The following is a 26329-nucleotide window of genomic DNA, read 5'->3' on the forward strand; positions in this document are numbered from 1 at the left end:
CACTTGGTGATCCACTTTCTGCGAGCTTCACAGCCTGCGCAGCCCATGCCTACTTTCTCAGCTTCTTCTGGACGATAACGCGAGCGATCATCACCAGTAGACCCAGTGCGCCATAGGCAATCGGTGGTAGCAAAGCCTGCAGCGAAGGCATCAGCTGCTCAGCGATCCCCAGCACAGCAACTGCGCCGCCCGCCTGAACGCTGGTCATCGAGAGCGCGTCCTTCCAGTTGTCGATCAGTTGCATCGGTCACTCCTGCCGCTTGGGCAATTTGAAGTCAGTGAATCGGTCGGCCAAGGCAGCCACCTTCTTCACCCCCAGAGTGCCGATGATGGCGCCGAGGGCTGCTGCCAGACTTGATGGAAGGTTGAAGTATTCGAGCAACGGAAATGCACCGGCTGTAATCGCGCCGCAGAGGCAAGATTCCAGCAGCGCCTGACGCCGGCCTCCACCGCCGTAGATAACGCGTAGGAAGGCGATCCAGCACGATAGCGCCGCGGCATAGAACATCGGGGAATGCTGACTCAGCCAGGCGAGTACAAGTAGCCAGGTGTCTGGTTTGTCGGGCATGTTCGGCATCTCAGATCTTCCCTGACGGGAGCGCAATAAAAAGCCCGCTCAGTGGCGGGCATGGAAGTAGTGACAAAAGCGATTGATCTATCAATTTCAGAGCTGGGCATCTCGGATGCGATCAAGAAGGTTGTGACCTTCCCAAGTCAGACCGCGCACATTCCCCGTGCGATCTTCATCCCCATCTACGAAACCGCTAATTATCAATAAGTTAAGGTGCTTAAAGGCAAGGGCGAATTGTGCTTCGCAGTCTTGCTTGATTTGGAAGTTTTCGACGTATTCGGGAAACATCGCATAAAAATTTCCGCTGTCGCTGAGATCCTCGATTCTCTTCAAAATCAGTCGAATCAGGTTCATATCACGCCGCATATAGACATCCTTGCTAGTAGATAATGGCAAGAAGCCATTTTATCAGGTCCTTCAAAGCAAGAAAGCAAAAAGCCCGACACGATGGCTGGGCTTTTTATGGTCACTCCTCAACACGCGCAGGAATGACAGGATAGGATTAATTTCGCTCATCCGCTCACTGATGTCAACAACCACTCACGCGGCCTTTTCGATGAGCAACCCTTCCGCCTCAAGAATCTCCCCGGCATGTGCAAGTGCTTCGTTGACCAAATCGTCTGCTGCCTGATTAATCGACTGACGCCACCGACGCCGGGTTGACTCGGGCGCGCCGTCGTTATCCCAGGTGTTCATGTCGTAGAAGCTGTCCTTTAACACGATCATATCGGCGGATCGGGATTCATCCTTCTTGGCCTTGGCTTTCCCAGCAGCCACAGCCGCTTTCACCATGACTTCGCGGCGCCATGCCGGGGCATCCAGCGGAATCTCGACAGATACCGAACTCACAACTTTTGGCCGAGCGCCCTTCAATTGCGGGATCGCCCAGGCAGTGACTGCCTTATAGAGGAACAACTTCGGCGCCGGGGTGGTGATGATGGTTTGCAGCGCTGCCAGTGCTTGCACTTTGCGGCCCTTGTGCGTGCTGTATTTGGCGACCAGGGCATCCCAATGCTTCGGCTCCAGCCCATGATGCAGCCTGGCCGAAACCCAGCAATCCACCTGCGTGCGGTCAATGCTACTGACACCGCGGGAACGAACCAGTGTCGCCAGATCCCCGCCCTCTTCCTCGTCGGCAGAGTTGTACAGCTTCTGCCATGCCTGTTTGCTAGTGTTGTCGATGGCTTCAGCTGTCAGGGCCGAAACAACTGCATTCAGAATGCCTGGATAGATCATTGTTCAATCCCCCTTGTAAGACGAGCGACCGGCGCCGCGGTTATTGCTCTGCTGATACTGCTCAACGGTGTCGTTCGCCGCCGGAGCCAGGGTTGCGAGGTGACGCTCCCGGCGCAGCAGTATGCCCAACTGCACCACCAGGTCTTCCACCGGCAGCGGCTCCAACGTCACCGCATTTACCTGGCCGGAGGCGTGGCAACCGATGCAGTCGAGCTGGTGAAAAACACCCTGGATAACACCTTTACCAGCGCACGATGGGCAGTCGGTGAGCGGGATCAGGCAGCGCACAAAGGCGGGGCCGTGAGTCCTTTTATCCATTTTTAAACCTCGCCTATGGTTGATTCGTGAATGGCCTCGCAGGCCTTGTTTTCTGCGGCTTCCAGTGCATTACAGGAATCTCCGAATCTAAAGCCGGTCAATCCGTGAATCAGGGCGAAACCCTTCTGGTCTAGATGGGCGTGCCACTGCTTCAGGGCATCCCGCTTGCGCCCCATCACGTCCGACTGGATGTACACCTTCACGTTGTGCCCCATGGCGTGGTTGATCAGCAGCTCACCGATCAGGTGGTCGATGCCGAGGTCAGCCCAACCGGTACGGGCAACCTTGCGCAGGTCATGACTGGTCCACTCGCCCTGCCCCAGCCGAGCGAACACGGCACTGGCCTGACCTTCACTCAACGCCTTTCCGTTGCGTGCCGGGAACATGAACTGGCCGTCGTAGCCCTTGGCGTACTGGCCTTCCCGGTAACTGACGAGCAGTGCGCAAACTTGTTCGGTCAATGGCAGGTGATGCTCCACGCCGGTCTTGGTGTGCTCGGCTGGAATGAACCACTCGCGCTCAGCCAGGCTGATGTGCGACCAGCGCGCCTGCCGGGTTTCGCCGATGCGCGTGCCGTGGCAGAGCATCATCAGGGCGAGCATGGCATCCAGCGGCGCCGACACCATGACGGCCGTCAGTTGCTCCAGCAGGCCCGACAGCTGCACCCCACGCAGGCGCGACGGCTTGATCCCGACCTTGGCTTTCGAGAAGTCGTTGAACTTGATGGTCGCCATCGGGTTGGCCGAGATCAGCCCCAGCTTGAACGCCTGCCGGAAGGCCAGGGCCAGCAGCTGGAACACCGAGCGCACGTAGTCGATGGAAATGCTTTCCTGCAGTGGCCACATGAGCTGGCTGTCGAGGGTCGCCTTGTCGATGCCGGTCAGTGGCAGGTCACCCAGGCGCGGCATCAGGTGACATTTGATTGCAGAAGCACCGGTCTTCTTGCGCTTGCTGGAGAGGTTGCGGTCGCGGGACATGCGCTCTGCGTACCAAGACAGCAACTCACCGACGGTGACCCACTTCGACAGATTGGCGCCGGCGCCGGCCTCCAGACGCAGGCGGATGGCCGGCAGCGCTGCAACGACCTGCTTGGCGTTGAGGTCGGGAAAGGCGCCAATACGCTTCCACTCGCCCTTCACCACTAGATACCAGGACGCACGCTCGCGAGCCTGGGTGAAACGCAGGTACAGACCGCGATTTTCGATGTCGCGCAGATCCCGCACGTCCCCGGCAGCCTGCCGCTTGATCTCGGCGTCGGTGATCTTCACGGCAGCACTGCTCACGCCGCCACCACTGTAGGAGTGAGTCGCAGGTAGGCGCGGATCTGCTCCATCGTGTCGAAGTGGCCACGGCAGACCACCGCGAGGTAGCCCTGCTCATTGAGCTTGCGAATCCGCTCATGCTGGCTCGGCGAAATGGCGGCATCATTCGGCGGTGTGGCCTTGAACTCGATGTACAGGCCAAAAAACCCGCCGCGCGCCATGGTCAGCACCAGGTCGGGAATACCGGCCACTACGCCCTGCTGTTTCAGCTTTGCGGCCACGGACTTGAGGCGGTGCCCGCCGTTGGGGACGTGATAGATCAGGTCAGCAATTTCCGGCATCCGGATGCGCAGCTCGGCCATCAACGCGGCCTGCTCCTGTCCCTCACGGTCGACTGACTTGGCGCGCACTGGCTTCTGTTTGAATACCCTGAGTTTGGCTGGCGTCATACTTGCTCTCCGGTAAATCGGTCAATCACTTCAAAGGTCGTAGGCCACATCCGTGCACCGTAGGTTTTGGCCATCTCGGCGCATCTGAAAACTGCGACAGCTCGGTCTTGCTCATAGGCGAGATCCAACTTGTAGCCGCAGCAGTGGACGGCGAAGCGGTATTCGGCAGGGTCTGTGGGAGCGAGATACGGGTTAGGCATGCTTGGTGCCTCCAACAACTCGAGCGGAAGGCTTCAACCCAAAACGTCGCAACAGCTGCTCACGGGCTGACTGACCATCCGCAGGAATGCCCATGCGCGACACCTGGGCCAGCGCAACGCGCTCGGTCAGTTCGGATGCCCACTCAACTGCCGATTTCTGGCTGTCGTGCCCGATGCCGATGACGATGTCTTCCAGCGGAAGACCGGCGACCAGCCGGCGGATGGTGATTTCGTAGGCCCTATCGAAGACCTCGCTGGCTTTCTCGGGCTGCAGGTCGCCCAGATTGTGCATCTCGCACTGCAATGCCGCGTGCCGGATGGCCGGGTGAGACCAGACGCGGGCACCGAAACGGCTCGGGTGCGCATTCTCCAAGGCCTCACGAAACGCCCGGTCACTGGAAGGTATGCCTAACATTTCCGGGGTTGGCATACACAGCTTGATGAATTTGCCCACGCTAGGGATGAAATCGGTCCCCAGCTCGCGGCACCGCTCGACACCGAACTGGATTTGCTCAAGCTGCGTGATCTTGGCAACGATGAAAGCTTTGACCCAGCTGCGCCGGGCGGCCTGCAGAGAGGGATCATCTGGCCAGGCTTGCTTCCAGGCGGGGAAAATACTGCGAAGCTCCTTGAACAATGCGTTAACGACCTCGACCGTACCGGATGGCAAGGATTCCGGCATAGGCATTGGCGCTGGTGACTGGTAGTTACCAACGGCAGAACGGAGGTCTTCGGTTGCACCTGCCAACTTCAGCAGCTGACCTGCGCTGCGCGGAGCCGTTGACTTGGCGCTCATAGACCACCCCCGAAGTCATCAGCCCAACTGGTGTCATCAAAGTCAGGTCCGTTGGACTGGCGCGCCGGAAACTGGCGAACGTTCGAAGCGGCAGCTCGAGCATTGTCGGTGAGCACCCACTTGACCAGCATCTGCACCCATTCGGCCTGGGTGTTCACCTGTCCACGCGATTCGTAGTGCGCGGTGAATGCGCGGCGCACCTCATCGGTGAACATGGTAAGGACCACGCCAGAATGGGTGGCATAGGTCTTCAACAATTTGGCGTCAGGCTGCCAGTCGAGGGTCATCTCGCTTGGCATGCGAGGATCAACTTGCTCACGCGCAGAGAGAGGTTCTTTATTCTTCTCTACATCTTCTTTAGGTAACGCACCGCTAACGTTCGCAGCGTTACTTTTACCGTTACTCGCCTTGTGGTTTGCCACTCGCTTTGCCGTGAGAAGCCTGTTTTTAGCGGTCTTGCCATTGTGGCGGTCGAAGTGAGGAAGACTAATCACCCCTTCCTCCTCGATCATCCAGTCCACCAATTTCATGTATTCACAGAAATCGATAACGCCTACCAAGCGATCAAGTAACTTTTTACTAACGCTGGGAGCGTTACCGTTTTGGGTTTGTTGATCGAACCAGCCCCAGACGCGCATCAGCTTTCCGACCACAGCATCAGGATCGATGCCGGCAAAGTCAGCGATCTGGCAGACCTCAGGTTTGTCCAGGGTGGTGAGTTCGAATTTGATCCAGTCGCCGGCCATTACGCGGCCTCCTGCAGAAGTTCAGCGAGGCGGGTTAGGCCTTTAGGGGTGACCATTGGGTCGAATGCAGCTCGCTCAATCCCGGTTTCTGGATCAGGCTTCAAGGCTGTGACTTTGTGGGTCATGTGGCCGGAGGAAATGCGTGGCTGGTAGGCAACCCAGCGCTTTCCTCCGTGGCGCCGGAAGATCCAGCGGTGCTGTTCCAGCCAGGCGAACAGGCGCGCCGGAGCCAAACCGAGCTGCTTGGCTGCATCAGTGATGCAGATCGCGCCACCAGCTGCAGCGAGCCTATTGATAGCGGCGACCTTCGGGGCCTGAACTGAAATCAGACGCTGAAGCTCGCCGTTCTTGTCTGCGAGATCTGCGGCAAGTCGGAGGGCTTCTGGTAGGGATTGCGGGATCGAGACAACCTGTCGCGACACGTTTTCTAGTTCGCCCAAACGTGTCACGACACGATGGCGAAGCGAAATGCTGTAACCGGTCAAAAGGGTTTCAGTCAGGACGCGATCAAGATGGAATTCTGCGGTGTAATCCCGCCCATCCTTCACCTCCCGGAGATGGCGCAGATCTGCGCCATCATCTGCAAGCGCCTTGCGCATCACGCGAATGTCACGGATGACATCCTTATGCTGCTTGCCAGTGAGGTCTGCGATCTCACGGCTCGACATGGTGACCGTATTGCTTGGAGCGACGATCGTGTTCATAATGTCCCCACAAGTGTTTTACTGCTGTTGAAAAAGCCGACCTCGAACGTCGGCTTTTTTGTGTCTGCGATTCAGGCGACCTTCACCGACTGTTCCATCACGTCCAATTCGTGGCGGACATGCCCGATTTCTTTGCGGATTGCCTGCTTCTCGATTTGACTGACGTGACCGTCGTGGAGAGCCGAATGCACCGCGATGGTCAGGTCAGCGATTTCCTTGCTGACATGCATCATCGAAGCCGTGAGTGCCTCCGGGGCCGGGGCTTCCTTTTTCACCAGGTCGAAACCGAAGTGATCAGCCAAGGCGGTGAGCGGACGCATGTCGCCGGTGTGCAGCAAGATCCCGAAAAGGTGCTCGATGGTCAGGTGATGCGCATCGTTGTCGGGGTTGGCACGCTGCAGCAGGCTGACGTGGGGAACTCCCATCTGGCCGGACAGTACCTTCGCTTCGTTGTCCAGGACCGCGCTTTGGCAAGCCCGCAGAAATTCGTCCATTCGTAAAACCTCTGTTTTGTTTCCGTGGCTGCATGCCACAACGGGTTGCAAAATGTTTCTCACTGGCTAAGCGGCGCTAACCGATGGTTTAGGTTCGGCGCAGAGTTCGCGGGCGGTGATCAACCCATTGGTCAGCTCTTCTGCCTTGAACGCAGTTTTCGCGCTCATTGAGTAAGCACCAGTGACCCAGTAGGAAACCGCAGCTTGAGTAACCCCCAGCGCCAGAGCTGTTTTGGTTTGCCCGCCGAAGTGCTCGACGAGCCTTTCGATAGGGGTCATAGAGAGCCCTCCTGATAAGCACGCTTATATCGTAGGGAGAAGGAGGCTTATTTGCAAGAGCATAAGGGAACTTATAAATTTACGGGCATGACGACATTAGCCGAACGCATGAAGCTCGCACGCAAGCATGCAAACCTGACTCAGAAAGCACTGGCCGAAAAGGCTGGCGTTGAGCAACCCGTGATCTCGCAATTGGAGACGGGAAAGAATCAGCAAAGCGCCCATCTTGCGAAACTTGCACATCTCTGCGGCGTCAGCGCAATTTGGCTGTCTGACGGGATTGGGTCGATGACCGATAAATTATCGGGCGACTCAAATGTGAGAATGGCCAACCAGCCCGCAGCGCTTTATCGCTACCCTGTAATCAGCTGGGTTTCTGCTGGCTCTTGGGAGGAGGCAGTGCAGCCCTACCCCGATGGGTTTTCTGACCGTTACGAGCTTTCTGACTATGACTCCAAAGGTCCGGCGTTTTGGCTTGAAGTAAAAGGCGACTCAATGACGGCGCCTACCGGTACAAGTGTTCCTGAAGGAATGCTGATTCTGGTAGACACTGAGGCCGACGTTAAGCCAGGGAAGCTGGTGATTGCCAAGCTACCAGCCAGCAATGAAGCCACCTTCAAGAAGCTTGTAGATGACGGTGGAGTGAGATATTTAAAGCCGTTGAACCCGGCTTACAAGATGGTTGAGCTAGATGAAAGCTGCAAGATCATCGGCGTTGCAGTGCGTATGACCGGGAAGCTGTAAAGGCCCAGACTTACGAAGCAACGTAACAACACAAGCCCGCCCAGTGTGGGCTTTTTCTTGTCCGCCCCTCAAAGAGTACAAATGTACTCTTGTCGTATTGCCGTTTTCCTACGAATCAAATACTGTTTATTCATACAGTTAACCAAGGAGGACTACATGAACCAGAGCGCAACCAACATTACTTTCGTACCCAATTCCTACGAGCACGTGGGTCGTCGAATTCAGAAAATGGTTTCAGACCCCAAGGTGCAGAAGCATCAGGCAGTAAGGATTACCAGGCGAGAAGACGAGGCGCCCGAAGCGTGGGAGCGAGTACTCCAGGAGCTGGATGAAACTGATGGGATTACGGTTGAGCGCTTGGATCAGGATTGCGTGCATATCGAATGGAGGAGCTATATCGACTTCTGAATTAAGCCCGCGCAATGCGGGCTTTTTATCGCCCCCAAGAAATTTTATAAGCCTGCTTATTGACGACCATTAATAAGCATGCTTATATTTATCTCAAGCCAACGCATAACCGGCCCAGCAGCGAAAGCCGCGCCGCTCTTTAACAGTCAGCGCAACAAACAACAGACCGCATTGCCTCTACCGGCGACCGGCGTGCAGACAGGCCCGAAAGCCTGCCAACGACAGGAACAACCTGGACGGCTGCTCGATGGTGAAACGCCTTAACCGTGTGAATGACCCGGCAAGCAATGCGCCCCGCCCCTTCCGGCGGCAATTGGACGGACAGCATCACTGATGCACCTTGGCGACAGGGTGCAGCGGGATGTAACCCAACCCAGAGGAATAGCCATGTTCGGCAAATTGTTTGGCAAGAAATCCAGCGAAGCCCGTCAGGCCCTGGCCGTGATGACCAACCGCGATCTGATGCAGGCTTCAGTCTACGGCGTCTTCTACGTCGCTTCCGCTGATGGCGAAATCGAAAAAGAAGAGCTCGAAAAGATCGAGAAGCTGATCAACAACTCCCCCGCCCTGAAAGGCTTCGGCGCCGAGCTTAGCAACACCATCGACCGCGCCAAGGCTGACTTCAACGAAGGTGGCCCGCGCATCATCCGTCAGAACGCAGAGAAGGAACTGAAGGACCTGGCTCACAGCGTCGACGACGCGGCGACCGTACTGAACTTCATGCTGACCGTGGCCGAGGCTGACGGCGAGATCGAAGACGCCGAGATGGTGGTGTTGGAGAAGGCCGCCAAGATCATGAACCTCAACCTCAAAGACTACCTGTAGCCATGTTCGGCAGGTTCAGCAACAAAGCACGCTCGCTGGCCGCCTACGGGCTTGCTGGCGGAATCGTATTCGTCGATTCGGCTAGCCGCATCCTTTCAATGGTTGGTGACCTGGTACTGGTCGCACTGCTGTTGATGGTGCTGATGGTCGGCAAAACGAAGGACAAACCGTAGGCATTACTTCTGCCCATTCATTGAGTGGGCAGCGGGATGCAGGCAAATCTTTAACGTGCAGCGCGGCCCATCACTTCAATGAGCCGCAGCGAAGCATTTCGATGGAGTCAGCTGTTTTTTGAGTTCAGCTTGCGAAGCTCCTCATAGGTAGCCGACTGCACAAACCAGAAACCGGAGACGATGCACCAGCTCAGGGTTCCGACGACAAATGTGCCAAGAGCGGCTAGAAAACTCTTGCTCAGCATGATCGCCGCCGCGATCCAGATGACCGCGAGTGCAATGTAGAGGACGGTGTTGTTTACGCTGATAACGAAATCTTTCATGGGCATTCCTTTAGTTTGATTTCCTCTGGCGTCCTATAGGCGGTGCCAGTGACGGGATCATATTGCCATCGCCACATACTTCGCTAGCACTTAGATCATCTCTCAACCCGTCGCGAAAGCATCACTGAAGCACCTTCTTACGAGGGTGCTTTGGGATGATCAAGAGGATGTCTACATGTACCAGCCACAAAGCAGAACAGCTGAGTTGCCGAGGGTTGAAACCCCTACTCTTTCAGCACGAATAGAGGCGGCGTTCATGACCCTGGCCCAGCAAGGCGAGCCAGGTCTTCGGACCAAGATGACGCTAATGCACCCAAGCACTGAGCTTGATAAGGAAAGTTGCTTGAAGTACTCGACGATCGTGCTCAGTCGGACAATAGCTGCTTCATTACAAGCTTTGCCTCTTCAGGATCTTGAGACGACTTCGAAAGAGTTAGCTGAATATCTCTCTTCAGAATTCGAATGTCCGTGACCCCATACCAGAAGCCATCCACCAACTCGATTGCGTCACCGACTTTGATCGGCTGATCAGTCTCATAGTGCGTTGGATTCATGTCGTCAGAGTCATGCTTGAACTTCAGTTTGAACTTGCGCATTCGCCGTAAGCCCTCCTTTGCAGGCTGTGTTGTGTGAGAGCACTCAGCCTAGCGCAAAGCCCGTCACCTGGGCAGTGGTGAGCTGGCCGCCGGCCTTGCGACCAAACCGGAAAGAAATTGCACCTAACTGGAATAGTTTTTCCACCTCAAGCGCGGAGGGTTTGCACCAATGCAGCATTAACCGCTTCACCCGCGTGGCGCAGTAAGCCTGAAGGCTGTGCCCATCACCCTGGCAGGCAGCGGACATCTTGGCCGTCGGTGTCACCGCGCACCGGCCGAGCAATCGGTAGGCCTACCCCAAAGTTCAAGGTCACCGCTAATGATTCAAACCCAGGCTGTCGCCAGTAGCGGGTCTGGGAGGCTCTCACGTAGGGAGGTCTTCGTGACGCCAACCAAAGCCCGGTTCCGATCGGGCTTTTTTTCGCCTGCCTTTATCCGCCAGCACTATCCCCTGCGCCCAACGGCAACCAGCAGAAGGCCAGAGTGCTGACGGATACACGCAACCCACCCCGAGGAATCAGCCATGCAATCACTCATGCAGCAGCGCATCGACGGGCTTCAGGCTCTGCGTCTTCGCGCAGTTATCGCAACGTCCGAGTTCTACTCAATGATCGGCAAGGAATCGCCTGTGCAGCAGGTTCGCTTTCAGGTGAAGACGGTCGGGCCAAAGGCGTACCACATCGTCGATCGGGTCACCGGCAAAACCTGCGGCTTCCGCTTCGAATACGTTCGCGCCGTCGACTACGCTAAACAGCTCGAGGAAAAGGCCAACCGGCCCGGAGGTGCGCAGTGATCGGCGTACCTATGCCCAACCCGCGAGACTCAATCATCGCAAACCTGAACCAGCAGTTGGATCAGTTCTTCGGCGCCGGCCGCACCGTGCAGGAAGTCAAAGCTGGCGTCAGCGGCGAGGTCAGTCTTTCCGGCGCCAACGGCCACAGCGAACGCCTGCGTAAAGAGCGAGACAAGCTCGCACCTATGCTCAAGGCCTTGGCAGAGACGGGCATCACCTCCAGCGCAGCGGCAACCCAAACCCGTATCCGGCAAAAGCGCATCGAGCTGATCGCCAGAGAGAACGGCTTCAAGTTCGCCTCGCCCAAATGAAACGAATGATCAACCGGGCGCACCTGCGCCGACGACAGACCTGGCTGGACTTGCCGGCAAGCGGAATTGAAGAGGTAGGCCATGACCAAGAGCAACGCAGATATTCAGCGGGACAAGCGCGCCAAGGAGAAAGCCTTGCTGGACCGGATCGGCGCCGAGAAGCGCACGTTGATTGTGTCGAAGGCGCTTGCTGATGCACTTCAGGTGCTGGGCGAGCGCCACGACTTCGAGGAATGGCAGGAGACGGTGTCGACATTCATCCTGAATCTTGCGGCGGCGCCGGCCGGAGACTCTGCCCGGTTCGCAACCATGTCGCGACACGAAATCACGATCAGCGAAAACATGTCGCGTAAGTTGGAGATCGCCTACAACCGAGAGATGCTACGTGTCATTCCCGACTAGTCAGAATGCTGCCGGAATACCTAATGCCAATCCACCTAAGGTGATTAGACCTTGAATCACGGTGACAACATTGGCGGATCGCTCGATGAATGGCCATAAAGATGATTTCTTTATAGCCTCAAGCTTCTCCTCCTCCGCCGCGTCTTTCCTTTCCTGAAGAGTTCGAATGACCGTGATGATCTCATGCACGGGAGTATCAGCAGGAAGCCCAAGGCTTTGTACCAGCCCCACAGGATCACGCTGCACTATTGCCTGCTTGCAGTTGATTAGATCGTTGTTGCTGAAAATAAGCTCGGCATCAGTTCCGTGAGGAACGGAAACAGCAGTGTCCACGTTCTGAAAAGTATTTCCAAAAACATCCATTTTAAAAACCATGACTTCCTCCCAGTTATAGAGCTGTACGTTCTGTAATACCCCATACCAATTCAATTTGCCATCATCCGGTCACGGAGGGCGGCGCCTGACTGGAGAAATCCATGATCGAAGTCACCGAAATGCAGCTCAGCCTGCTTTGGCACACCCTAGGGCTTCGCCCAGACGATGGCCGTCACCGCGAGATTAGCCGGAACTACTTCCTGACCAGCCCGGGCTATGACGACGCGAACAATCTCGATGTGCTGGTTGAAGCCGGCCTAATGCGCAGAGGCAAGGCTCCGGCTTTCTGCGCTGACGATGAGGTGGTCTATCGCGCGACCGACGAGGGCGAGTTGTTTGCTTTGCGGAAGATGCCGCCGTTGCCGCCTCCGCCCAAACGCACCAAGTTTGATGCCTATCTTGATGAGTGCGAGTGCTACGACGGGTTCGCCCACTTCCTCGGCATCAATCAGCCGAAGTTCCAGCAACGTGGCGAGTGGGGGAAATGGGAATACAGAATGGTGCGCTATCCGCGTGGCAGCGCTTATCGCCATTCCAGATCCTCTTACTGGTCGCCATACGAATCGCTGGAGATAGCTGGTGAGTGGGCTCAGACCATGAAGGCGGCAAAGGCTAGCTATAAGGTCGCGCTGAAGGAATTTCGCCAGCGTCCGCGCCATCCATTGAGCGACTTCGACCGGGCCTATCTGGCCTGATCCTCCGGCGCCAACCCCAGCGCCTCACAACTTCAACGAATCACGCCAGCCGGCGAGGCAGGCGCCTGCCTGGAGAACACCATGGGAATTCCTGCGAACGCTTTAAAGGAAGACGAGCTTTTCCATTACGCCGCCCTGGAGCCAGGCGCAGCCGATGAACTCGCTCGCCGCATAGCCGTGGGCGAAATAGACCCAAACGCAGGCCTGGAAGATCTTCGAGATGACATTCGCTTGCTCGAAAGCCAAGCGGATGACGCCGAGGACGAAGCGAATCTGCTTCGCACCTATATGTCGGACGCCTGCGAATTCATTCGGCGCGCAATGAGTCCGGAGGAAAAGCAATTTTCAGTAAACGAGCTGCTTCAAAAAGCTCTCGACCGCCTGGAGTGATCCCATGAGCACATTTGCCGTATTCGGAATGAGTGAAAACTGGGCTCGCGAAGAGGCCAAAGAAAACACCAACACCTACAAGATGGACAACGGAAAGATGGTCGAGCGGACCATAGTGGAGTGGGAGCAGGCGGTAGAGGCCGAGGTAGCGAGAATCATGGCCGGCAAAAAATGCGTTCGCCTATCTCCGATGTTCGATGCCCCCCAGTACGCCCAGAAGTTTATGGAAATGGCGAGATCGAGCATCGTTTGTCGCGACTTGAAGATCCGGACAAAGGCAGTGCTGGTCGACGCAAAGAACAAGCCGATCCTGAATGCCAAAACCGGTGTGCCCAAGGTCGGGTTTGCTGACTGGGCTCCAGAAAAATCGCACGCCGCCTGATCCGTCCCACCTCTCAATCACTCACTCTCGAATCGCGCCAGCCGGCGAGGATGCCCTATGTCTGCACACCAGAAATTACCCCTGCTCATCCATGGTCAGCAAAGCATCGGCCTGCCGTTCGAAAAGGAACTGGTGGTGGACCTGTTCGCCGGCGGTGGTGGTGCCAGCACCGGCATTGCCCGCGCGTACCGGGAGCCGGATGTTGCGGTAAACCACAACCCGATCGCCCTGGCCGTGCACCGCGCCAACCACCCGAAGACGGCGCACTACGTAGCCGATGTGTACGAGGTGGACCCGCGCGAAGCCACCGGGGGGCAGCCAGTCGCAATCATCTGGGCGTCACCGGACTGCCGCCACCACAGCAAAGCCAAGGGTGGCGCGCCGCGTGATCGAGGTGTTCGCGGGCTGGCATGGGTAGTGATCCGCTGGCTGTTCATCACCAGGTCTCGCCTGCTGTTTCTGGAGAACGTCGAAGAGTTCTGCGACTGGGGGCCGATCAATGATGAAGGCCAGCCGATCAAGGCCGAGCGCGGGCGGACCTTCAAGGCGTTCATCGCAGCAATCAGCACCGGGCTTCCGGCCGATCACCCGGATATGCCGGAGATCATGCAGGCCATCGGTGAGTTCGTACCGATGGAAGCATTGGTTCGCGGCCTGGGCTACAACGTCGAGTGGCGCGAGCGCATCGCGGCAAACTCCGGAACGCCGACCATCCGCAAGCGTCTGTACCTAGTCGCGCGTCGCGACGGCAAGCCGATTGTTTGGCCGGTGCCGAAGCACCATAAAACGCCGACAGGGAAACAGCAACCATGGCGCTCTGCGGCAGAGTGCATCGACTGGACCAACCTGGGTCGGACGATTTTCCGAGACAAGCCGATGGCCAAGAACACTATGCGCCGCGTAGCCAAAGGGTGCTGGCGGCATGTGATGACCAGCGCGAAGCCGTTCATTGTCCCCATGCGAGGAACATCGGAGGCACACACAAGCACCCACGGTACCGACGAGGCTCTGTCGACCATCAGCGCTGGCGGCACGCACCACGCACTCGTGCAACCGGTAGCCGCGCCATTCCTCACCGAATGCGCCAACGGATCATCGCAGCGTAACTTCGACGTGCAGGAGCCATTGCGCACACAGGTAGCACAGGTCAAGGGTGGCCACTTCGCGATGGCTGCGGCGAACATGGTCACCCTGCGCAAAGGCTCAGTCGGAGCTGAAGTAACCGAGCCGCTCAATGTGGTGGCCACCAGCACCGGTCACCACGCGGTATCAGCCGCGTTCTTCGAACAGGCGAATGGCGGTTTCTACAAAGGCGACGGCCGATCGGCTTACGACCCTACCTCGACCATCTGCCAGTCCGGTGCCAACCAGCGCCTGGTGAACGCCTACCTGGTGAAGTACTACGGCAACGAAAAGGACGGGATATCGCTCGCCGAGCCGATGCACACGCTGCCAACGAAAGACCGTGTTGCGCTGGTCGAGGTTGTGCAGGTGCCGAACACGTTGACGCCGGAGCAACTTGAAGGCGCCCGCCGCTGTGCCGCTTTCATGCATGAGTACCTGCCGGAGCATTTCAAAGACCCGGCCGAGATGGTCATGGTCGGAGGCTACGTGCTGGTGGATATCACCCTGCGCATGCTGCAACCGCCAGAGCTCAAGGCGGCTCAAGGATTCGACAAGGACTACATCATCGACCGCGGGCTATTCGTCGACCCTGCCACCGGTGCCGAAGAATGGCGCGACATCAACAAGACCGACCAAGTGAGGTTAATCGGCAACAGCGTCTGTCCGGACGAAGCCGAGGCACTGGTCGCCGCCAACGCCGCCGACATCATCGAGCTTTACCAGCGCCTCGCCGCATAACTCTACCCCACTCCACCGCCCGGGCAAGATCCGGCATAGGACGCCCCATGCCCACAGAGAGCAAACGCGCCCAGCTTACGCCGAGCCTGGCAGCCGGTGCCGACCTACTCGTCACCCGCCGTCCGCCAAAAGATCGCAGCAGACCGTGGCCACCAGTGCAAGCGACCCACGTGACTGAGGCACTGCTGCAGTTCTGGTGGGTACCGCTCCAAAACCGACGCAGAGGCCAGCACGAAGAGTTACGTTGCCTTGAATCCCATATCGGCCGTAGTGTGCCAACTGGCTGGTCGTACATTGTGCCTAGAAGCCCTCCCTCTTAGGTAATCGCAAAGCCCACCCCATCCTCGGCGAAGTGCTTAAACAACGCGAAATGCTGCGCGCCTTGCCTTCCATTAACTTTTTCATAACTTATCGAGAGTTTGTATTCCTGATTAACAGGGAGACCTAAAGTATTCCTGAATTCTTGGGGGATATCCTTTGCTAATGGATTAACAACTATGCCGTGCATTTCTTGACCCGCACCAAAGAACTGCGCCGTTACGTTGCGGCAGTACGCTCCTCGGTTTACTACATGAAACCAATCCACTTCCAAACCGTATAGATTGCCTGGCCCTTTGTATGTAACTTCCAGCAGCGGCTCCAGTGAGCGCTCATGGTTTTCCAAGGAGATTTTCTGAGCTTCTACCAGAGCCGTCTGCTGTTGCACAGATGCTTTCAGTTCTACCGCCTGCATCCTAAGGGCCTCTGAGCTGAGGCGAAGCTCGGTACCCTGTTGCATGAATCCCAGAATCAACCAAAAAAAAGCTATGGGACCAAATGCCCCGGCTAGAAAGTCTCCAAAATTATTTAGCGCCATTGTTTGAAGCTCTGGCAAGCGTCCGAAAACAAACCATGTAAACCCTACTAAATAAATTGCCGTAATTACTGAACCAATCCAAGCAAGTCGGTTACGCATACATCCCTCATGCAATAGCTGAAAAGGGACCGATCATATTCGATGCAGAAATGATCAGCTACCTCCCTCCCCCTTCAAAGTCAGCCGCTATAGCGGCAAAGGAACAGTCATGTCTAAAGAACAGCTCGCGGCAGAACTAAACGGCATCCAATATCCGGCGCATCGCTCGATCACTAAAGATCAGATCGCTTCGGCCAAGGCTGCCGGGCTGGTGATTGTCTTCGGCGCCAGCGATGACCTTATGGAGCTCGAAGGCGCTATCCGCGACGAGTTCGGCTGCTACGACGGCGGAACTGCGCTGATCGATGCCCAAGGCTTGCTACCCGACAGGGAAAACATCGAAGACGACGATGAGCTTCAGGCTTACTTTAAGCGAAAGCCTTTGGCACAGAAAATCGAGGCACTTTGGTGCAAGGAAGACGGTTATTCGTGGACCTACTCGACCGATATTCCGCACTCCACGTTCGACGTATTGGACGGCGAGGACCACTATTGCCGCGGCATTGTATTTGCCCTGGCGGATCTCGGCTCGCAGGTGACGCCATGATCGCCCTCGCCTGGTTCGCCTACGTGTACTGCTACAAGGGGCCATGGCGCTAAGGGTTCACCCCGCCAGTCACCTCAGGGGAGAAAGCGTGTACGCAACTGGCGAGGCGAACCAATAAACCGTAGCTCACCCGCTTAGCTCGCCTGACACCCCTCATCTGATTTCACAATCCACTTACCAGCCCGCCGATAAGCGGCGGGCGAGGAAGCCCTATGTCTAATCGAAGCGCGGCCCAAGTCGCGCCCGTCCCTCCCCGTTTTATCCGAGCCATGGATGCACCTGGTTACCTCGGCATGTGCCGGGACGTATTCAACAAAACTGTCCGGCCGAACGTTCGCGAATTTCCCATCGGAAAACAGGGCGTTGGCTTCGACCGGATTGAGCTCGACCAGTGGGCGGATGCCTACATCGAAGCCATGGCAATTGAAAAGGCCGCAAATCAGGACAACAATCGCCCTCGCAGCGAGCGCCAGGGCAAGAAACAAGGAGAATTGCCATGGCCCAAAAAGCAATCACAGGCCTCCAGCAAATGCCGAACGGCATCTGGAAGATTGACAAAAAGTACAGAGGAGAACGAATTCAAGAGAGTACTGGCACTTGTAACCGCGCCGAAGCAGAGCAGTACCTGATTCACAAGCTGGAGCAGCTTCGCCAGCAGAAGGTGTATGGCGTTCGGCGGGTCAGGACGTGGCGGGAGGCGGCAACTCGCTTCCTGCTCGAAGTGAAGGACCAGGCTTCGATCCACATTTCGGCTACTTACATGGAGCAGCTCGACCCGTACATTGGCGAAATGCCGCTCACACACATCGACGACGACGCGCTCGCCCCTTACATCCAGTCGAAGCTACACCCGGCTGAAGGCAGGCCCGTCACAAACCGTACGGTGAACATCGCGCTGCAAAGGGTGATTCGAGTGTTGAACCTTTGTGCGCGGAAGTGGCGGGATGAAGAGCGCCGGCCATTGCTCGATGTTGTGCCGATGATCTCTCTGCTGGACGAGAAAACGAACAGCCGGAAGCCCTACCCCCTTTCGTGGGAAGAGCAGTCGATCCTGTTCGCCGAACTCCCGGCGCACCTTCAGACCATGGCCATGTTCAAGGTCAACACGGGGTGCCGGGAGCAGGAAGTTTGCAAGCTTCAGTGGAATTGGGAGATTGCGGTACCGGAACTGGGAACGAGCGTGTTCCTGATCCCGGCAGGATTTGGCGGGAGAAGCGCCAGGTCTGGGGTGAAGAACCGAGACGAGCGTCTGGTCGTTTTGAATGACGTGGCCAAATCGGTGATCGAGAAGCAGCGCGGCAATCATCCGCTCTACGTGTTCCCGTTTGGCAAGCCTGATGGCGAGGGGAATGAAACGACGGTTCACCGCATGAATGACTCGGCCTGGAAGAAGGCAAGGATCCGCGCGGCGAAGAAGTGGCAGGAGAAGTTCTTGCGGCCGGCACATGATGGCTTTGCCAGGATCCGTATTCACGACTTGAAGCACACCTTTGGGAGAAGGCTACGCGCGGCAGGCGTGACTGAGGAGGATCGGAAAGCACTGCTCGGCCACAAGAACGGAAGCATCACCAGTCACTACTCGGCGGCGGAACTGGATCAACTCATTGCGGCGGCAAATAAGGTATCAGCAACCGATTCGCGCGCACCAGCGCTGACGATTCTGAAAAGGAGGGAAGCGTGAACAAAAAGGCCAGGGTCACTCGAAAAGTCACTATGGCAGAAACGACAAAGCCGCTCGAAAGCGGCTAAGTCATTGAATAATATGGTCGGGACGGAGTGATTCGAACACTCGACCCCTAGCACCCCATGCTAGTGCGCTACCGGACTGCGCTACGCCCCGACTAGGCGTGAAACTTGTTCCTCTTCTCGAGGAACGCTCAAGAATATATCGCAAGCTTTTGAAAACTGGAAGTATTTAAAAGCAGGAATTTATTTCTTGAGGACCACCAGAACATCTTCCAGCTCAGCGATCATCTGGCGAATCATTTGTTTGTATTGAGTGGTGTCGTCTTTGGCCTCGTCACCGGACAAACGCAAGCGTGCGCCGCCGATGGTGAAACCCTGATCATAAAGAAGCGCGCGGATCTGCCGGATCATCAGCACGTCTTGGCGCTGATAATACCGGCGGTTTCCGCGGCGTTTGACGGGGTTGAGTTGAGGAAACTCCTGCTCCCAATAGCGCAGCACGTGCGGTTTTACCGCACACAACTCGCTGACTTCACCAATGGTGAAGTAGCGTTTGCCTGGGATGACGGGAAGCTCGTCGTTATGACTTGGTTCCAGCATAAGCCTCAACTCGGGCCTTCAACTTCTGCCCTGGACGAAAGGTGACGACACGGCGAGCCGTGATCGGGATTTCTTCACCGGTTTTCGGATTGCGGCCAGGCCGCTGGCGTTTGTCCCGCAGGTCGAAATTGCCGAAACCGGACAATTTGACCTGCTCGTTGTCTTCAAGAGCGTGCCTGATTTCCTCGAAAAACAGTTCGACCAATTCCTTGGCTTCCCGCTTGTTCAGGCCCAGCTCTTCATACAGACGTTCCGCCATCTCAGCTTTCGTCAAAGCCCCCATACGTCACTTCCTTAACGTGGCGTCCAACCTTTGTTCGAGCGAGGTGAGGATGTTTTGCGTCGTGGAATTCACCTCATCGTCATTAAGAGTGCGCGATGGATGCTGCCAGGTCAAGCCGACTGCGAGGCTTTTTCTATCAGGATCAATGCCTTTACCCTGATACACGTCAAATAGCCTGAGGTCTGTCAGCCATTCGCCTGCATTTTCACGGATTACGTCCAGTACGGCCGAGGCCGCTACGTCTTTACGCGCAATCAGTGCCAGGTCACGACGCACTTCAGGAAAGCGCGATAACTCGTGGAATTTAGGCATTTTGCCCGATGTCACTTCCGCCAGAACCAGCTCGAAAACGAATACAGGACGATCCAGACCCAGGGTTTTCGACAGTTCCGGGTGGATGGCGCCGACGAAACCAACCAGATGCCCCTCACGCTCAATGCGCGCGGTTTGACCCGGATGCAGCGCTGGGTGCTTGCCCGGTACGAAAGTGAACGCATCCAGAGCACCGGCAAAGCCCAGCACCGCTTCAACATCAGCCTTGACGTCGAAGAAGTCGACAACATCGCGACCTTGCGCCCAGCCTTCCGGCAGACGACTACCGCAAACCACACCCGCCAGCATTGGCTCTTGCTTCAACCCGTCGAGCTGACCGACGAAGCGAAGGCCACTCTCGAACAGGCGGACGCGATCCTGTTGACGGTTCAGGTTGTGCTGAAGCGCCTTGACCAGACCTGGCCACAGCGACGAACGCATGGCAGCCATGTCGTTGGAAATCGGGTTAGCCAGCAACAGCGGTTCGACACCCGGATTAAACAACTCGAATTGTTTCGGATCGATGAAACTATAGGTGATCGCTTCCTGATAACCACGGGCGACCAGCAAACGGCGCAGCTCAGGCAGATCGCTGCGCGCTTCAGCCTTGGCTTGAGGCGCCAGACGCGCTTGCGGGTAACGAACCGGCAGGCGGTTGTAGCCATACAGTCGGGCCAGCTCTTCGATCAGGTCGACTTCCAGGCTGATGTCGAAGCGATGGCTTGGCACTTCTACGCGCCACTGCCCTGCTCCGTCGGCGGTGATGGTCAGGCCCAAAGCGCTGAGCAGACGCTCGACTTCGGCCGAATCCATTTCCATGCCCAGCATTTGGGTGATGCGCTGGGCACGCAGGGTCACCGGCGCGATCGACGGCAAGTGCTGTTCGCTGACAGTTTCGATGATTGGGCCGGCTTCGCCACCGGTGATTTCCAGCAGCAGGCCAGTGGCGCGCTCCATGGCTTCACGGGCCAGTTGCCAGTCCACGCCGCGCTCATAGCGGTGCGAAGCATCGGTGTGCAGGCCATAGGAACGGGCCTTGCCAGCGACAGCGATCTGATCGAAGAACGCACTTTCAAGGAAAATATCGCGCGTGGTCGCGGTGTTGACGCCGCTGTGCTCGCCCCCCATGACGCCGGCAATTGCCAGGGCGCGGGTATGGTCGGCGATCACCAGCGTATCGCTACGCAGGCTGACTTCCTGACCGTCGAGCAGAACCAGTTTTTCGCCCTCTTCGGCCATGCGCACGCGGATACCACCGTTGATTTCGGCGAGATCGAACGCATGCAGAGGTTGACCCAGCTCCAGCATCACGTAGTTAGTAATATCGACTGCGGCATCGATGCTGCGCACGTCGGCACGACGCAGGCGCTCGACCATCCACAGCGGAGTTGGCCTGGACAGGTCCACGTTACGGATAACACGACCCAGGTAACGCGGGCAGGCAGCAGGTGCCAACACTTCGACCGAACGCACTTCATCGTGAACGGCTGGAACGCAAGCAACTACTGGACGGGACACAGGAGCGGCGTACAGCGCGCCGACTTCACGGGCCAGGCCCGCCAGGGACAGGCAGTCACCACGGTTCGGGGTCAGGTCGACCTCGATGCTGGCATCGTCCAGGTTCAGGTATTCACGAATGTCCTGACCCACTGGCGCATCAGCCGGCAGCTCCATCAGACCATCGTTGCCCTCACCTACCTGCAACTCGGCTTGCGAGCACAGCATGCCGTTTGACTCGACGCCACGCAGTTTGGCTTTCTTGATTTTGAAGTCGCCCGGCAGTTCGGCACCGATGATGGCGAACGGGATTTTCAGGCCCGGGCGCACATTTGGCGCTCCGCAAACGACCTGAAAAGTCTCCGAGCCATTGCTGACCTGGCAAACGCGCAGCTTGTCGGCGTCCGGATGCTGTTCGGTGCTCAGCACCTCGCCCACGATCACGCCACTGAATACGCCGGCGGCCGGCGTAACGCTATCGACCTCAAGACCGGCCATCGACAGACGAGCAACCAGCTCATCGCGACTTACCTGCGGGCTAACCCAGCCACGCAGCCATTGTTCACTGAATTTCATCCTGCTCTCCTAAGAATTCGTTACGACTAGCGAAATTGCGCGAGGAACCGCAAGTCGTTGTCGAAGAACAGACGCAAGTCGTTCACGCCGTAACGCAGCATGGCCAGACGCTCAACGCCCATGCCGAAGGCAAAGCCCGAAAATTCTTCCGGGTCGATCCCGGACATGCGCAGCACGTTCGGGTGAACCATGCCGCAACCCATGACTTCCAGCCAGCCAGTCTGTTTGCAGACGCGGCAGCCTTTACCGCTGCACATCACGCATTCCATGTCGACTTCGGCCGATGGCTCGGTGAACGGGAAGTACGAAGGGCGGAAACGCACGGCCAGTTCTTTTTCGAAGAACACGCGCAGGAACTCTTCGATCGTCCCTTTCAGGTCGGCGAAGTTGATGTCGCGGTCGACCAGCAGGCCTTCGACCTGGTGGAACATCGGCGAGTGGGTGATATCGGAGTCGCTGCGGTACACACGGCCTGGGCAGACGATGCGGATCGGCGGCTGTTTCGATTCCATGGTGCGGACCTGTACCGGGGAGGTATGGGTGCGCAACAGCATGTTGGCATTGAAATAGAAGGTGTCATGCATCGACCGGGCCGGGTGATGGCCTGGATGTTGAGCGCCTCGAAGTTGTGGTAGTCGTCTTCGACCTCAGGGCCTTCGGCGATGCCGTAGCCAATGTGGGTGAAGAACTGCTCAATACGTTCCAGAGTCCGGGTAACCGGGTGCAGGCCGCCTGAGGTCTGGCCGCGGCCAGGCAGGGTCACGTCAATGGATTCGGCGGCGAGTTTGGCCGCAAGATCGGCCTCCTCAAACAACGCCTTGCGCGCATTGAGAACCTCTGTGACACGCTCCTTGGCAACGTTGATCAGCGCGCCGACTTGCGGACGCTCTTCTGCCGGCAAATTCCCCAGGGTCTTCATCACCTGAGTCAATTCACCCTTTTTGCCAAGGTAGTGAACCCGGATTTGCTCCAGGGCATTGATATCTTCAGCGCTTTGCACAGCCTCTAGTGCTTGAGAGACGAGCGCGTCCAGGTTTTCCATGTACAGACTCCAGATACAAAATAGGGGAAGAGCTTGAAGGCTCTTCCCCTATTTATGACGTTTAACACCTGACCCCACAGAGGTGAGGCCGGGTGACTGTCGGGGGTACTTAAGCCAAGGTGGCTTTAGCTTTCTCGACAATCGCAGCAAACGCCGCTTTTTCGTTCACTGCCAGATCAGCCAGAACCTTACGGTCGATCTCGATGGACGCTTTTTTCAGGCCGGCGATGAAACGGCTGTAGGACAGACCGTTGATACGAGCACCAGCGTTGATACGAGCGATCCACAGAGCGCGGAACTGACGTTTTTTCTGACGACGGTCACGGTAGGCGTATTGGCCTGCCTTGATTACCGCTTGCTTGGCAACACGGAATACGCGCGAGCGAGCGCCGTAGTAGCCTTTAGCAAGTTTCAGAATTTTTTTGTGACGTTTACGGGCAATGACGCCACGCTTTACACGAGCCATGAGTTACTTCCTCTATTCTTGACTAAAATTAACGAAGGCGCAGCATGCGCTCGACTTTTGCCACGTCAGACGGATGCAGCAAGCTGCTACCGCGCAGTTGACGCTTACGCTTGGTCGACATTTTGGTCAGGATGTGGCTCTTGAAAGCGTGCTTGTGCTTGATACCGTTAGCAGTTTTCAGAAACCGCTTAGCAGCACCACTTTTGGTCTTCATTTTTGGCATGTTCGGATACTCCGCATTCAGTTGATAAACATAATCAGAAGGCCTGCCGTGCCCTGTTGATTACTTCTTCTTTTTCGGGGCGATGACCATGATCAGCTGGCGTCCTTCCATCTTAGGATGCTGTTCGACCGAACCGTACTCGAGCAAGTCACCTTCAACTCGCTTGAGGAGTTCCATCCCCAGCTCCTGGTGGGCCATCTCACGGCCGCGGAATCGCAAGGATACCTTGGCCCTGTCCCCGTCACTCAGGAAACGTACCAGGTTGCGCAGTTTTACCTGGTAATCCCCTTCCTCCGTCCCTGGACGAAACTTGATTTCTTTAACCTGAATCTGCTTCTGGTTTTTCTTGGCCGCGGCAACCTGCTTCTTCTTCTCGAAGATCGATTTGCCGTAGTCCATCAGTTTGCAAACAGGGGTACTGCATCGGCGGAAATTTCCACCAGATCCAGTTTGGCCTCTTCAGCCTTAAGAAGCGCGTCTTCAATTGACACAATCCCAAGCTGTTCACCTTCAGCCCCAATTAACCGAACCTCGCGTGCCGAGATATTCTCGTTGATCGGGGCTTTCGGTGCAGCTCGTTTATCTTGTCTCATTTCACGCTTAATAATAATTACTCCGAATCTGGGCGACCACGCCGGGAAACCGCTTGCGCGAGAAACTCAGCGAACTGGGCGACGGGCATCGAGCCCAGGTCAGCACCTTCACGAGTACGCACAGCGACAGTCTGCATCTCGACTTCCCGATCTCCGATAACCAAGAGATAGGGAACCTTGAGCAAAGTATGCTCGCGGATTTTAAAGCCGATCTTTTCATTTCTCAAGTCAGACTTGGCACGAAATCCGCTTTCGTTGAGAGTTTTTTCAACCTCGGCGGCAAAATCGGCCTGTTTGTCAGTGATGTTCATGATCACTGCCTGGGTCGGAGCGAGCCACGCAGGGAACGCACCCTCGTAGTTCTCGATCAGGATTCCGACGAAACGTTCGAAGGATCCGAGGATCGCCCGGTGCAACATTACCGGGTGCTTGCGACTGTTGTCTTCGGAGACGTATTCGGCTCCCAGACGGACAGGCAGGTTAAAATCGAGCTGCAGGGTACCACACTGCCAGACGCGACCAAGGCAATCTTTCAGCGAAAACTCGATCTTCGGACCGTAGAACGCACCCTCGCCGGGCTGCAGATCGTACGGCAGGCCAGCGCTATCAAGGGCTGCAGCCAGTGCCGCTTCGGCGCGGTCCCACAATTCATCGGAACCGACGCGTTTTTCCGGACGAGTGGACAGCTTCATTTCGACATCTTTGAAGCCGAAATCGGCGTAGACGTCCATGGTCAGCTTGATGAACGCAGCGGACTCGGCCTGCATCTGCTCTTCGGTGCAGAAGATGTGAGCGTCATCCTGAGTGAACGCCCGTACGCGCATGATGCCGTGCAACGCACCCGATGGCTCGTTACGGTGACAGGCACCGAATTCAGCAAGACGCATCGGCAGCTCGCGGTAGCTCTTCAGGCCTTGATTGAACACCTGCACGTGGCAAGGGCAGTTCATTGGCTTGATGGCGTAGTCGCGGTTTTCCGACTGTGTGGTGAACATGTTGTCGGCGTAGTTGGCCCAGTGCCCGGATTTTTCCCACAGGCTGCGGTCAACGACTTGAGGCGTCTTGATCTCAAGGTAACCGTTGTCACGCTGCACCTTGCGCATGTATTGCTCGAGCACTTGATACAGGGTCCAGCCGTTCGGGTGCCAGAACACCATGCCCGGCGACTCTTCCTGGGTATGGAACAGTCCCAGGCGCTTGCCGATCTTGCGGTGATCGCGCTTCTCGGCTTCTTCGATGCGCTGGATGTAGGCTGCCAGTTGCTTCTTGTCAGCCCAAGCAGTGCCGTAAACGCGCTGCAATTGCTCGTTCTTGGCATCGCCGCGCCAGTAAGCGCCGGACAACTTGGTCAGTTTGAAGGATTTCAGGAAGCGAGTGTTCGGCACGTGCGGACCGCGGCACATGTCGACGTATTCTTCGTGATAGTACAGACCCATGGCCTGTTCGTTCGGCATGTCCTCAACCAGACGCAGTTTGTAGTCTTCGCCGCGGGCCTTGAACACTTCGATCACTTCGGCGCGCGGAGTGACTTTCTTGATTACGTCGTAATCTTTCTCGATCAGCTGCTGCATGCGCTGCTCGATGGCGGCCAGATCGTCCGGAGTGAAGGGACGCTCGAAGGCGATGTCGTAATAGAAACCTTCGTCGATGACCGGACCGATGACCATTTTGGCCGTCGGATACAACTGCTTGACCGCATGACCAACCAGGTGGGCGCAAGAGTGGCGAATGATCTCCAGCCCCTCTTCATCCTTTGGCGTGATGATTTGCAGCGTAACGTCGCTGTCGATGATGTCGCTGGCGTCAGCCAGCTTGCCATTGACCTTGCCGGCCACGGTGGCCTTGGCCAGACCGGCACCGATGGATGCGGCGACCTCGGCGATGGATACCGGGTGATCGAATGAACGTTGACTGCCGTCGGGAAGAGTAATAGTTGGCATGGCGCCTCCTCTCCTAGTGGTGACCCCTACCAAAGGTCACGTGGGTTGGGATGAGCCAGTACAAGATCCGATCCAGGCCATTCAATGACGAACGCCTGCCTTACAGCGGCAGGAGCCTTGCGGCCAACCGGAAACCGAACCAGAGTGACTGGGATTCAAATCAGGATTATTCGGGCATTTGCCACAGCCGGGACTGAAGGTCGACCGGCGCCTGCTAACGCCCGAGCGCAGCATGCTAGCACAGATGAACGGTCGTGGCGGCGCGCAGGGTTCT

At 56.9% G+C, this 26329-nt stretch carries 36 protein-coding genes, 1 tRNA gene and 2 pseudogenes; 14 read left to right on the forward strand and 25 right to left on the reverse strand.

Translation table 11 applies throughout. The features are described 5' to 3' along the window. Positions 1-49: 49 nt before the first annotated feature. From CES87_RS29560 to CES87_RS29620, 12 genes are all read right to left on the reverse strand, one after another. Positions 50-244 (reverse strand): hypothetical protein, encoded by a 195-nt coding sequence (locus tag CES87_RS29560; RefSeq protein ID WP_128608887.1) that lies wholly within the window; start codon positions 242-244, stop codon positions 50-52. Between the two features lie 3 nt (positions 245-247). Next, positions 248-577, reverse strand: coding sequence for a phage holin, lambda family (locus CES87_RS29565; protein WP_128608888.1), 330 nt, complete (start codon positions 575-577; stop codon positions 248-250). An 87-nt stretch (positions 578-664) separates the two neighbouring features. Continuing rightward, positions 665-937 carry a DUF2513 domain-containing protein gene (locus tag CES87_RS29570; RefSeq protein ID WP_128608889.1) on the reverse strand — a complete coding sequence of 91 codons (273 nt, stop codon included), beginning with the start codon at positions 935-937 and terminating at the stop codon, positions 665-667. Between the two features lie 174 nt (positions 938-1111). Next, positions 1112-1807, reverse strand: a complete 696-nt coding sequence (locus tag CES87_RS29575) for a hypothetical protein (protein WP_128608890.1) — start codon at positions 1805-1807, stop codon at positions 1112-1114. Between the two features lie 3 nt (positions 1808-1810). After that, the gene (locus CES87_RS29580) at positions 1811-2125 is read right to left on the reverse strand and encodes a hypothetical protein (RefSeq protein WP_128608891.1); all 315 of its coding nucleotides are present in this window, start codon (positions 2123-2125) and stop codon (positions 1811-1813) included. Between the two features lie 2 nt (positions 2126-2127). Then, complete coding sequence (locus CES87_RS29585; protein ID WP_128608892.1) at positions 2128-3408, reverse strand: site-specific integrase; 1281 nt, start codon at positions 3406-3408, stop codon at positions 2128-2130. After that, on the reverse strand, positions 3405-3836 hold the full coding sequence (locus CES87_RS29590) for a VRR-NUC domain-containing protein (protein ID WP_128608893.1): 432 nt from the start codon (positions 3834-3836) through the stop codon (positions 3405-3407). Before CES87_RS29590 ends, CES87_RS29585 begins: the two co-directional genes overlap by 4 nt. Before the next feature lie 192 nt (positions 3837-4028). Continuing rightward, positions 4029-4832, reverse strand: a complete 804-nt coding sequence (locus tag CES87_RS29600; protein WP_128608895.1) for a replication protein P — start codon at positions 4830-4832, stop codon at positions 4029-4031. Next, the gene (locus tag CES87_RS29605; protein WP_128608896.1) at positions 4829-5578 is read right to left on the reverse strand and encodes a DnaT-like ssDNA-binding domain-containing protein; all 750 of its coding nucleotides are present in this window, start codon (positions 5576-5578) and stop codon (positions 4829-4831) included. The genes CES87_RS29600 and CES87_RS29605 overlap by 4 nt, the downstream gene beginning before the upstream one ends. After that, on the reverse strand, positions 5578-6282 hold the full coding sequence (locus CES87_RS29610; RefSeq protein WP_128608897.1) for a phage antirepressor KilAC domain-containing protein: 705 nt from the start codon (positions 6280-6282) through the stop codon (positions 5578-5580). Before CES87_RS29610 ends, CES87_RS29605 begins: the two co-directional genes overlap by 1 nt. A 71-nt stretch (positions 6283-6353) precedes the next feature. Then, positions 6354-6776: a phage regulatory CII family protein gene (locus CES87_RS29615; protein WP_128608898.1), complete on the reverse strand. Its 423-nt coding sequence runs from the start codon at positions 6774-6776 to the stop codon at positions 6354-6356. A gap of 66 nt (positions 6777-6842) precedes the next feature. Then, positions 6843-7055, reverse strand: coding sequence for a Cro/CI family transcriptional regulator (locus CES87_RS29620; protein WP_128608899.1), 213 nt, complete (start codon positions 7053-7055; stop codon positions 6843-6845). 87 nt (positions 7056-7142) lie between these two features. Here CES87_RS29620 and CES87_RS29625 point away from each other — a divergent pair, with 87 nt between their 5' ends. The 4 genes from CES87_RS29625 (at position 7143) to CES87_RS32515 (ending at position 9205) form a co-directional block, all read left to right on the forward strand. Continuing rightward, positions 7143-7799 carry a LexA family transcriptional regulator gene (locus CES87_RS29625; protein ID WP_128608935.1) on the forward strand — a complete coding sequence of 219 codons (657 nt, stop codon included), beginning with the start codon at positions 7143-7145 and terminating at the stop codon, positions 7797-7799. A gap of 156 nt (positions 7800-7955) precedes the next feature. Continuing rightward, on the forward strand, positions 7956-8207 hold the full coding sequence (locus CES87_RS29630) for a DUF1654 domain-containing protein (RefSeq protein WP_128608900.1): 252 nt from the start codon (positions 7956-7958) through the stop codon (positions 8205-8207). A 387-nt stretch (positions 8208-8594) separates the two neighbouring features. Then, on the forward strand, positions 8595-9032 hold the full coding sequence (locus CES87_RS29635; RefSeq protein ID WP_128608901.1) for a TerB family tellurite resistance protein: 438 nt from the start codon (positions 8595-8597) through the stop codon (positions 9030-9032). Positions 9033-9034: 2 nt separating this feature from the next. After that, complete coding sequence (locus CES87_RS32515) at positions 9035-9205, forward strand: hypothetical protein (protein ID WP_178081505.1); 171 nt, start codon at positions 9035-9037, stop codon at positions 9203-9205. A 107-nt stretch (positions 9206-9312) separates the two neighbouring features. Here CES87_RS32515 and CES87_RS29640 read toward each other — a convergent pair whose 3' ends face one another. Together CES87_RS29640 and CES87_RS29645 are read right to left on the reverse strand one after the other, a co-directional pair. After that, positions 9313-9528 carry a hypothetical protein gene (locus CES87_RS29640; RefSeq protein ID WP_128608902.1) on the reverse strand — a complete coding sequence of 72 codons (216 nt, stop codon included), beginning with the start codon at positions 9526-9528 and terminating at the stop codon, positions 9313-9315. A 365-nt stretch (positions 9529-9893) separates the two neighbouring features. Further along, complete coding sequence (locus CES87_RS29645) at positions 9894-10124, reverse strand: hypothetical protein (protein ID WP_128608903.1); 231 nt, start codon at positions 10122-10124, stop codon at positions 9894-9896. Positions 10125-10647: 523 nt separating this feature from the next. On the opposite strand from CES87_RS29645, the gene CES87_RS29650 reads away from it, so the two are divergent. The 3 genes from CES87_RS29650 to CES87_RS29660 all read left to right on the forward strand — a co-directional run bounded on the left by CES87_RS29650 (position 10648) and on the right by CES87_RS29660 (position 11630). Continuing rightward, positions 10648-10917, forward strand: coding sequence for a hypothetical protein (locus CES87_RS29650; protein ID WP_128608904.1), 270 nt, complete (start codon positions 10648-10650; stop codon positions 10915-10917). After that, complete coding sequence (locus tag CES87_RS29655; RefSeq protein ID WP_128608905.1) at positions 10914-11228, forward strand: hypothetical protein; 315 nt, start codon at positions 10914-10916, stop codon at positions 11226-11228. The genes CES87_RS29650 and CES87_RS29655 overlap by 4 nt, the downstream gene beginning before the upstream one ends. A gap of 81 nt (positions 11229-11309) precedes the next feature. Continuing rightward, positions 11310-11630, forward strand: a complete 321-nt coding sequence (locus CES87_RS29660) for a hypothetical protein (protein WP_128608906.1) — start codon at positions 11310-11312, stop codon at positions 11628-11630. On the opposite strand, the gene CES87_RS29665 is transcribed toward CES87_RS29660, so the two are convergent. Further along, positions 11631-12005 carry a hypothetical protein gene (locus tag CES87_RS29665; RefSeq protein WP_128608907.1) on the reverse strand — a complete coding sequence of 125 codons (375 nt, stop codon included), beginning with the start codon at positions 12003-12005 and terminating at the stop codon, positions 11631-11633. It abuts the gene before it with no gap. A gap of 101 nt (positions 12006-12106) precedes the next feature. Here CES87_RS29665 and CES87_RS29670 point away from each other — a divergent pair, with 101 nt between their 5' ends. The 4 genes from CES87_RS29670 (at position 12107) to CES87_RS29685 (ending at position 15335) form a co-directional block, all read left to right on the forward strand. Further along, complete coding sequence (locus CES87_RS29670) at positions 12107-12700, forward strand: hypothetical protein (protein WP_128608908.1); 594 nt, start codon at positions 12107-12109, stop codon at positions 12698-12700. Positions 12701-12781: 81 nt separating this feature from the next. Then, positions 12782-13090: a hypothetical protein gene (locus CES87_RS29675; protein WP_178081506.1), complete on the forward strand. Its 309-nt coding sequence runs from the start codon at positions 12782-12784 to the stop codon at positions 13088-13090. 4 nt (positions 13091-13094) lie between these two features. Further along, positions 13095-13472 carry a hypothetical protein gene (locus tag CES87_RS29680; RefSeq protein WP_128608909.1) on the forward strand — a complete coding sequence of 126 codons (378 nt, stop codon included), beginning with the start codon at positions 13095-13097 and terminating at the stop codon, positions 13470-13472. 57 nt (positions 13473-13529) lie between these two features. Continuing rightward, positions 13530-15335, forward strand: coding sequence for a DNA cytosine methyltransferase (locus CES87_RS29685; protein ID WP_128608910.1), 1806 nt, complete (start codon positions 13530-13532; stop codon positions 15333-15335). A 316-nt stretch (positions 15336-15651) separates the two neighbouring features. On the opposite strand, the gene CES87_RS29690 is transcribed toward CES87_RS29685, so the two are convergent. Beyond that, positions 15652-16290, reverse strand: coding sequence for a hypothetical protein (locus CES87_RS29690; RefSeq protein WP_128608911.1), 639 nt, complete (start codon positions 16288-16290; stop codon positions 15652-15654). 109 nt (positions 16291-16399) lie between these two features. Between CES87_RS29690 and CES87_RS29695 the strand changes: the two genes are divergently transcribed. From CES87_RS29695 to CES87_RS29700, 3 genes are all read left to right on the forward strand, one after another. Continuing rightward, positions 16400-16837 carry a hypothetical protein gene (locus CES87_RS29695; RefSeq protein WP_128608912.1) on the forward strand — a complete coding sequence of 146 codons (438 nt, stop codon included), beginning with the start codon at positions 16400-16402 and terminating at the stop codon, positions 16835-16837. Between the two features lie 212 nt (positions 16838-17049). Beyond that, complete coding sequence (locus CES87_RS33830) at positions 17050-17466, forward strand: hypothetical protein (RefSeq protein WP_256591144.1); 417 nt, start codon at positions 17050-17052, stop codon at positions 17464-17466. Beyond that, positions 17367-18518 (forward strand): tyrosine-type recombinase/integrase, encoded by a 1152-nt coding sequence (locus CES87_RS29700; RefSeq protein ID WP_256591145.1) that lies wholly within the window; start codon positions 17367-17369, stop codon positions 18516-18518. Before CES87_RS33830 ends, CES87_RS29700 begins: the two co-directional genes overlap by 100 nt. An 82-nt stretch (positions 18519-18600) precedes the next feature. Here the strand turns inward: CES87_RS29700 and CES87_RS29705 are convergent. The 9 genes and pseudogenes from CES87_RS29705 to thrS all read right to left on the reverse strand — a co-directional run bounded on the left by CES87_RS29705 (position 18601) and on the right by thrS (position 26055). After that, positions 18601-18677 (reverse strand) — tRNA-Pro (locus CES87_RS29705). Positions 18678-18766: 89 nt separating this feature from the next. Further along, positions 18767-19123: a MerR family transcriptional regulator gene (locus CES87_RS29710; protein WP_003179985.1), complete on the reverse strand. Its 357-nt coding sequence runs from the start codon at positions 19121-19123 to the stop codon at positions 18767-18769. Further along, the gene (gene ihfA, locus CES87_RS29715; RefSeq protein WP_002553164.1) at positions 19104-19406 is read right to left on the reverse strand and encodes an integration host factor subunit alpha; all 303 of its coding nucleotides are present in this window, start codon (positions 19404-19406) and stop codon (positions 19104-19106) included. Before ihfA ends, CES87_RS29710 begins: the two co-directional genes overlap by 20 nt. Positions 19407-19409: 3 nt before the next feature. Continuing rightward, the gene (gene pheT / locus CES87_RS29720; protein WP_128608914.1) at positions 19410-21791 is read right to left on the reverse strand and encodes a phenylalanine--tRNA ligase subunit beta; all 2382 of its coding nucleotides are present in this window, start codon (positions 21789-21791) and stop codon (positions 19410-19412) included. Positions 21792-21817: 26 nt separating this feature from the next. Beyond that, positions 21818-22722, reverse strand: a pseudogene (pheS, locus tag CES87_RS29725) (phenylalanine--tRNA ligase subunit alpha). 220 nt (positions 22723-22942) lie between these two features. After that, complete coding sequence (gene rplT, locus CES87_RS29730) at positions 22943-23299, reverse strand: 50S ribosomal protein L20 (protein ID WP_007905879.1); 357 nt, start codon at positions 23297-23299, stop codon at positions 22943-22945. Positions 23300-23327: 28 nt separating this feature from the next. Beyond that, entirely contained in the window at positions 23328-23522 is a 195-nt protein-coding gene (gene rpmI, locus CES87_RS29735; protein ID WP_002553160.1) for a 50S ribosomal protein L35, read from the reverse strand. Between the two features lie 60 nt (positions 23523-23582). Beyond that, positions 23583-24133: pseudogene (gene infC / locus CES87_RS29740) on the reverse strand (translation initiation factor IF-3). Next, the gene (gene thrS / locus CES87_RS29745) at positions 24133-26055 is read right to left on the reverse strand and encodes a threonine--tRNA ligase (protein ID WP_128608915.1); all 1923 of its coding nucleotides are present in this window, start codon (positions 26053-26055) and stop codon (positions 24133-24135) included. The pseudogene infC and the gene thrS overlap by 1 nt, the downstream one beginning before the upstream one ends. Positions 26056-26329: the final 274 nt, after the last annotated feature.

It is taken from the genome of Pseudomonas sp. ERMR1:02, from assembly GCF_002277815.1.
Taxonomy (GTDB): Bacteria; Pseudomonadota; Gammaproteobacteria; order Pseudomonadales; family Pseudomonadaceae; genus Aquipseudomonas.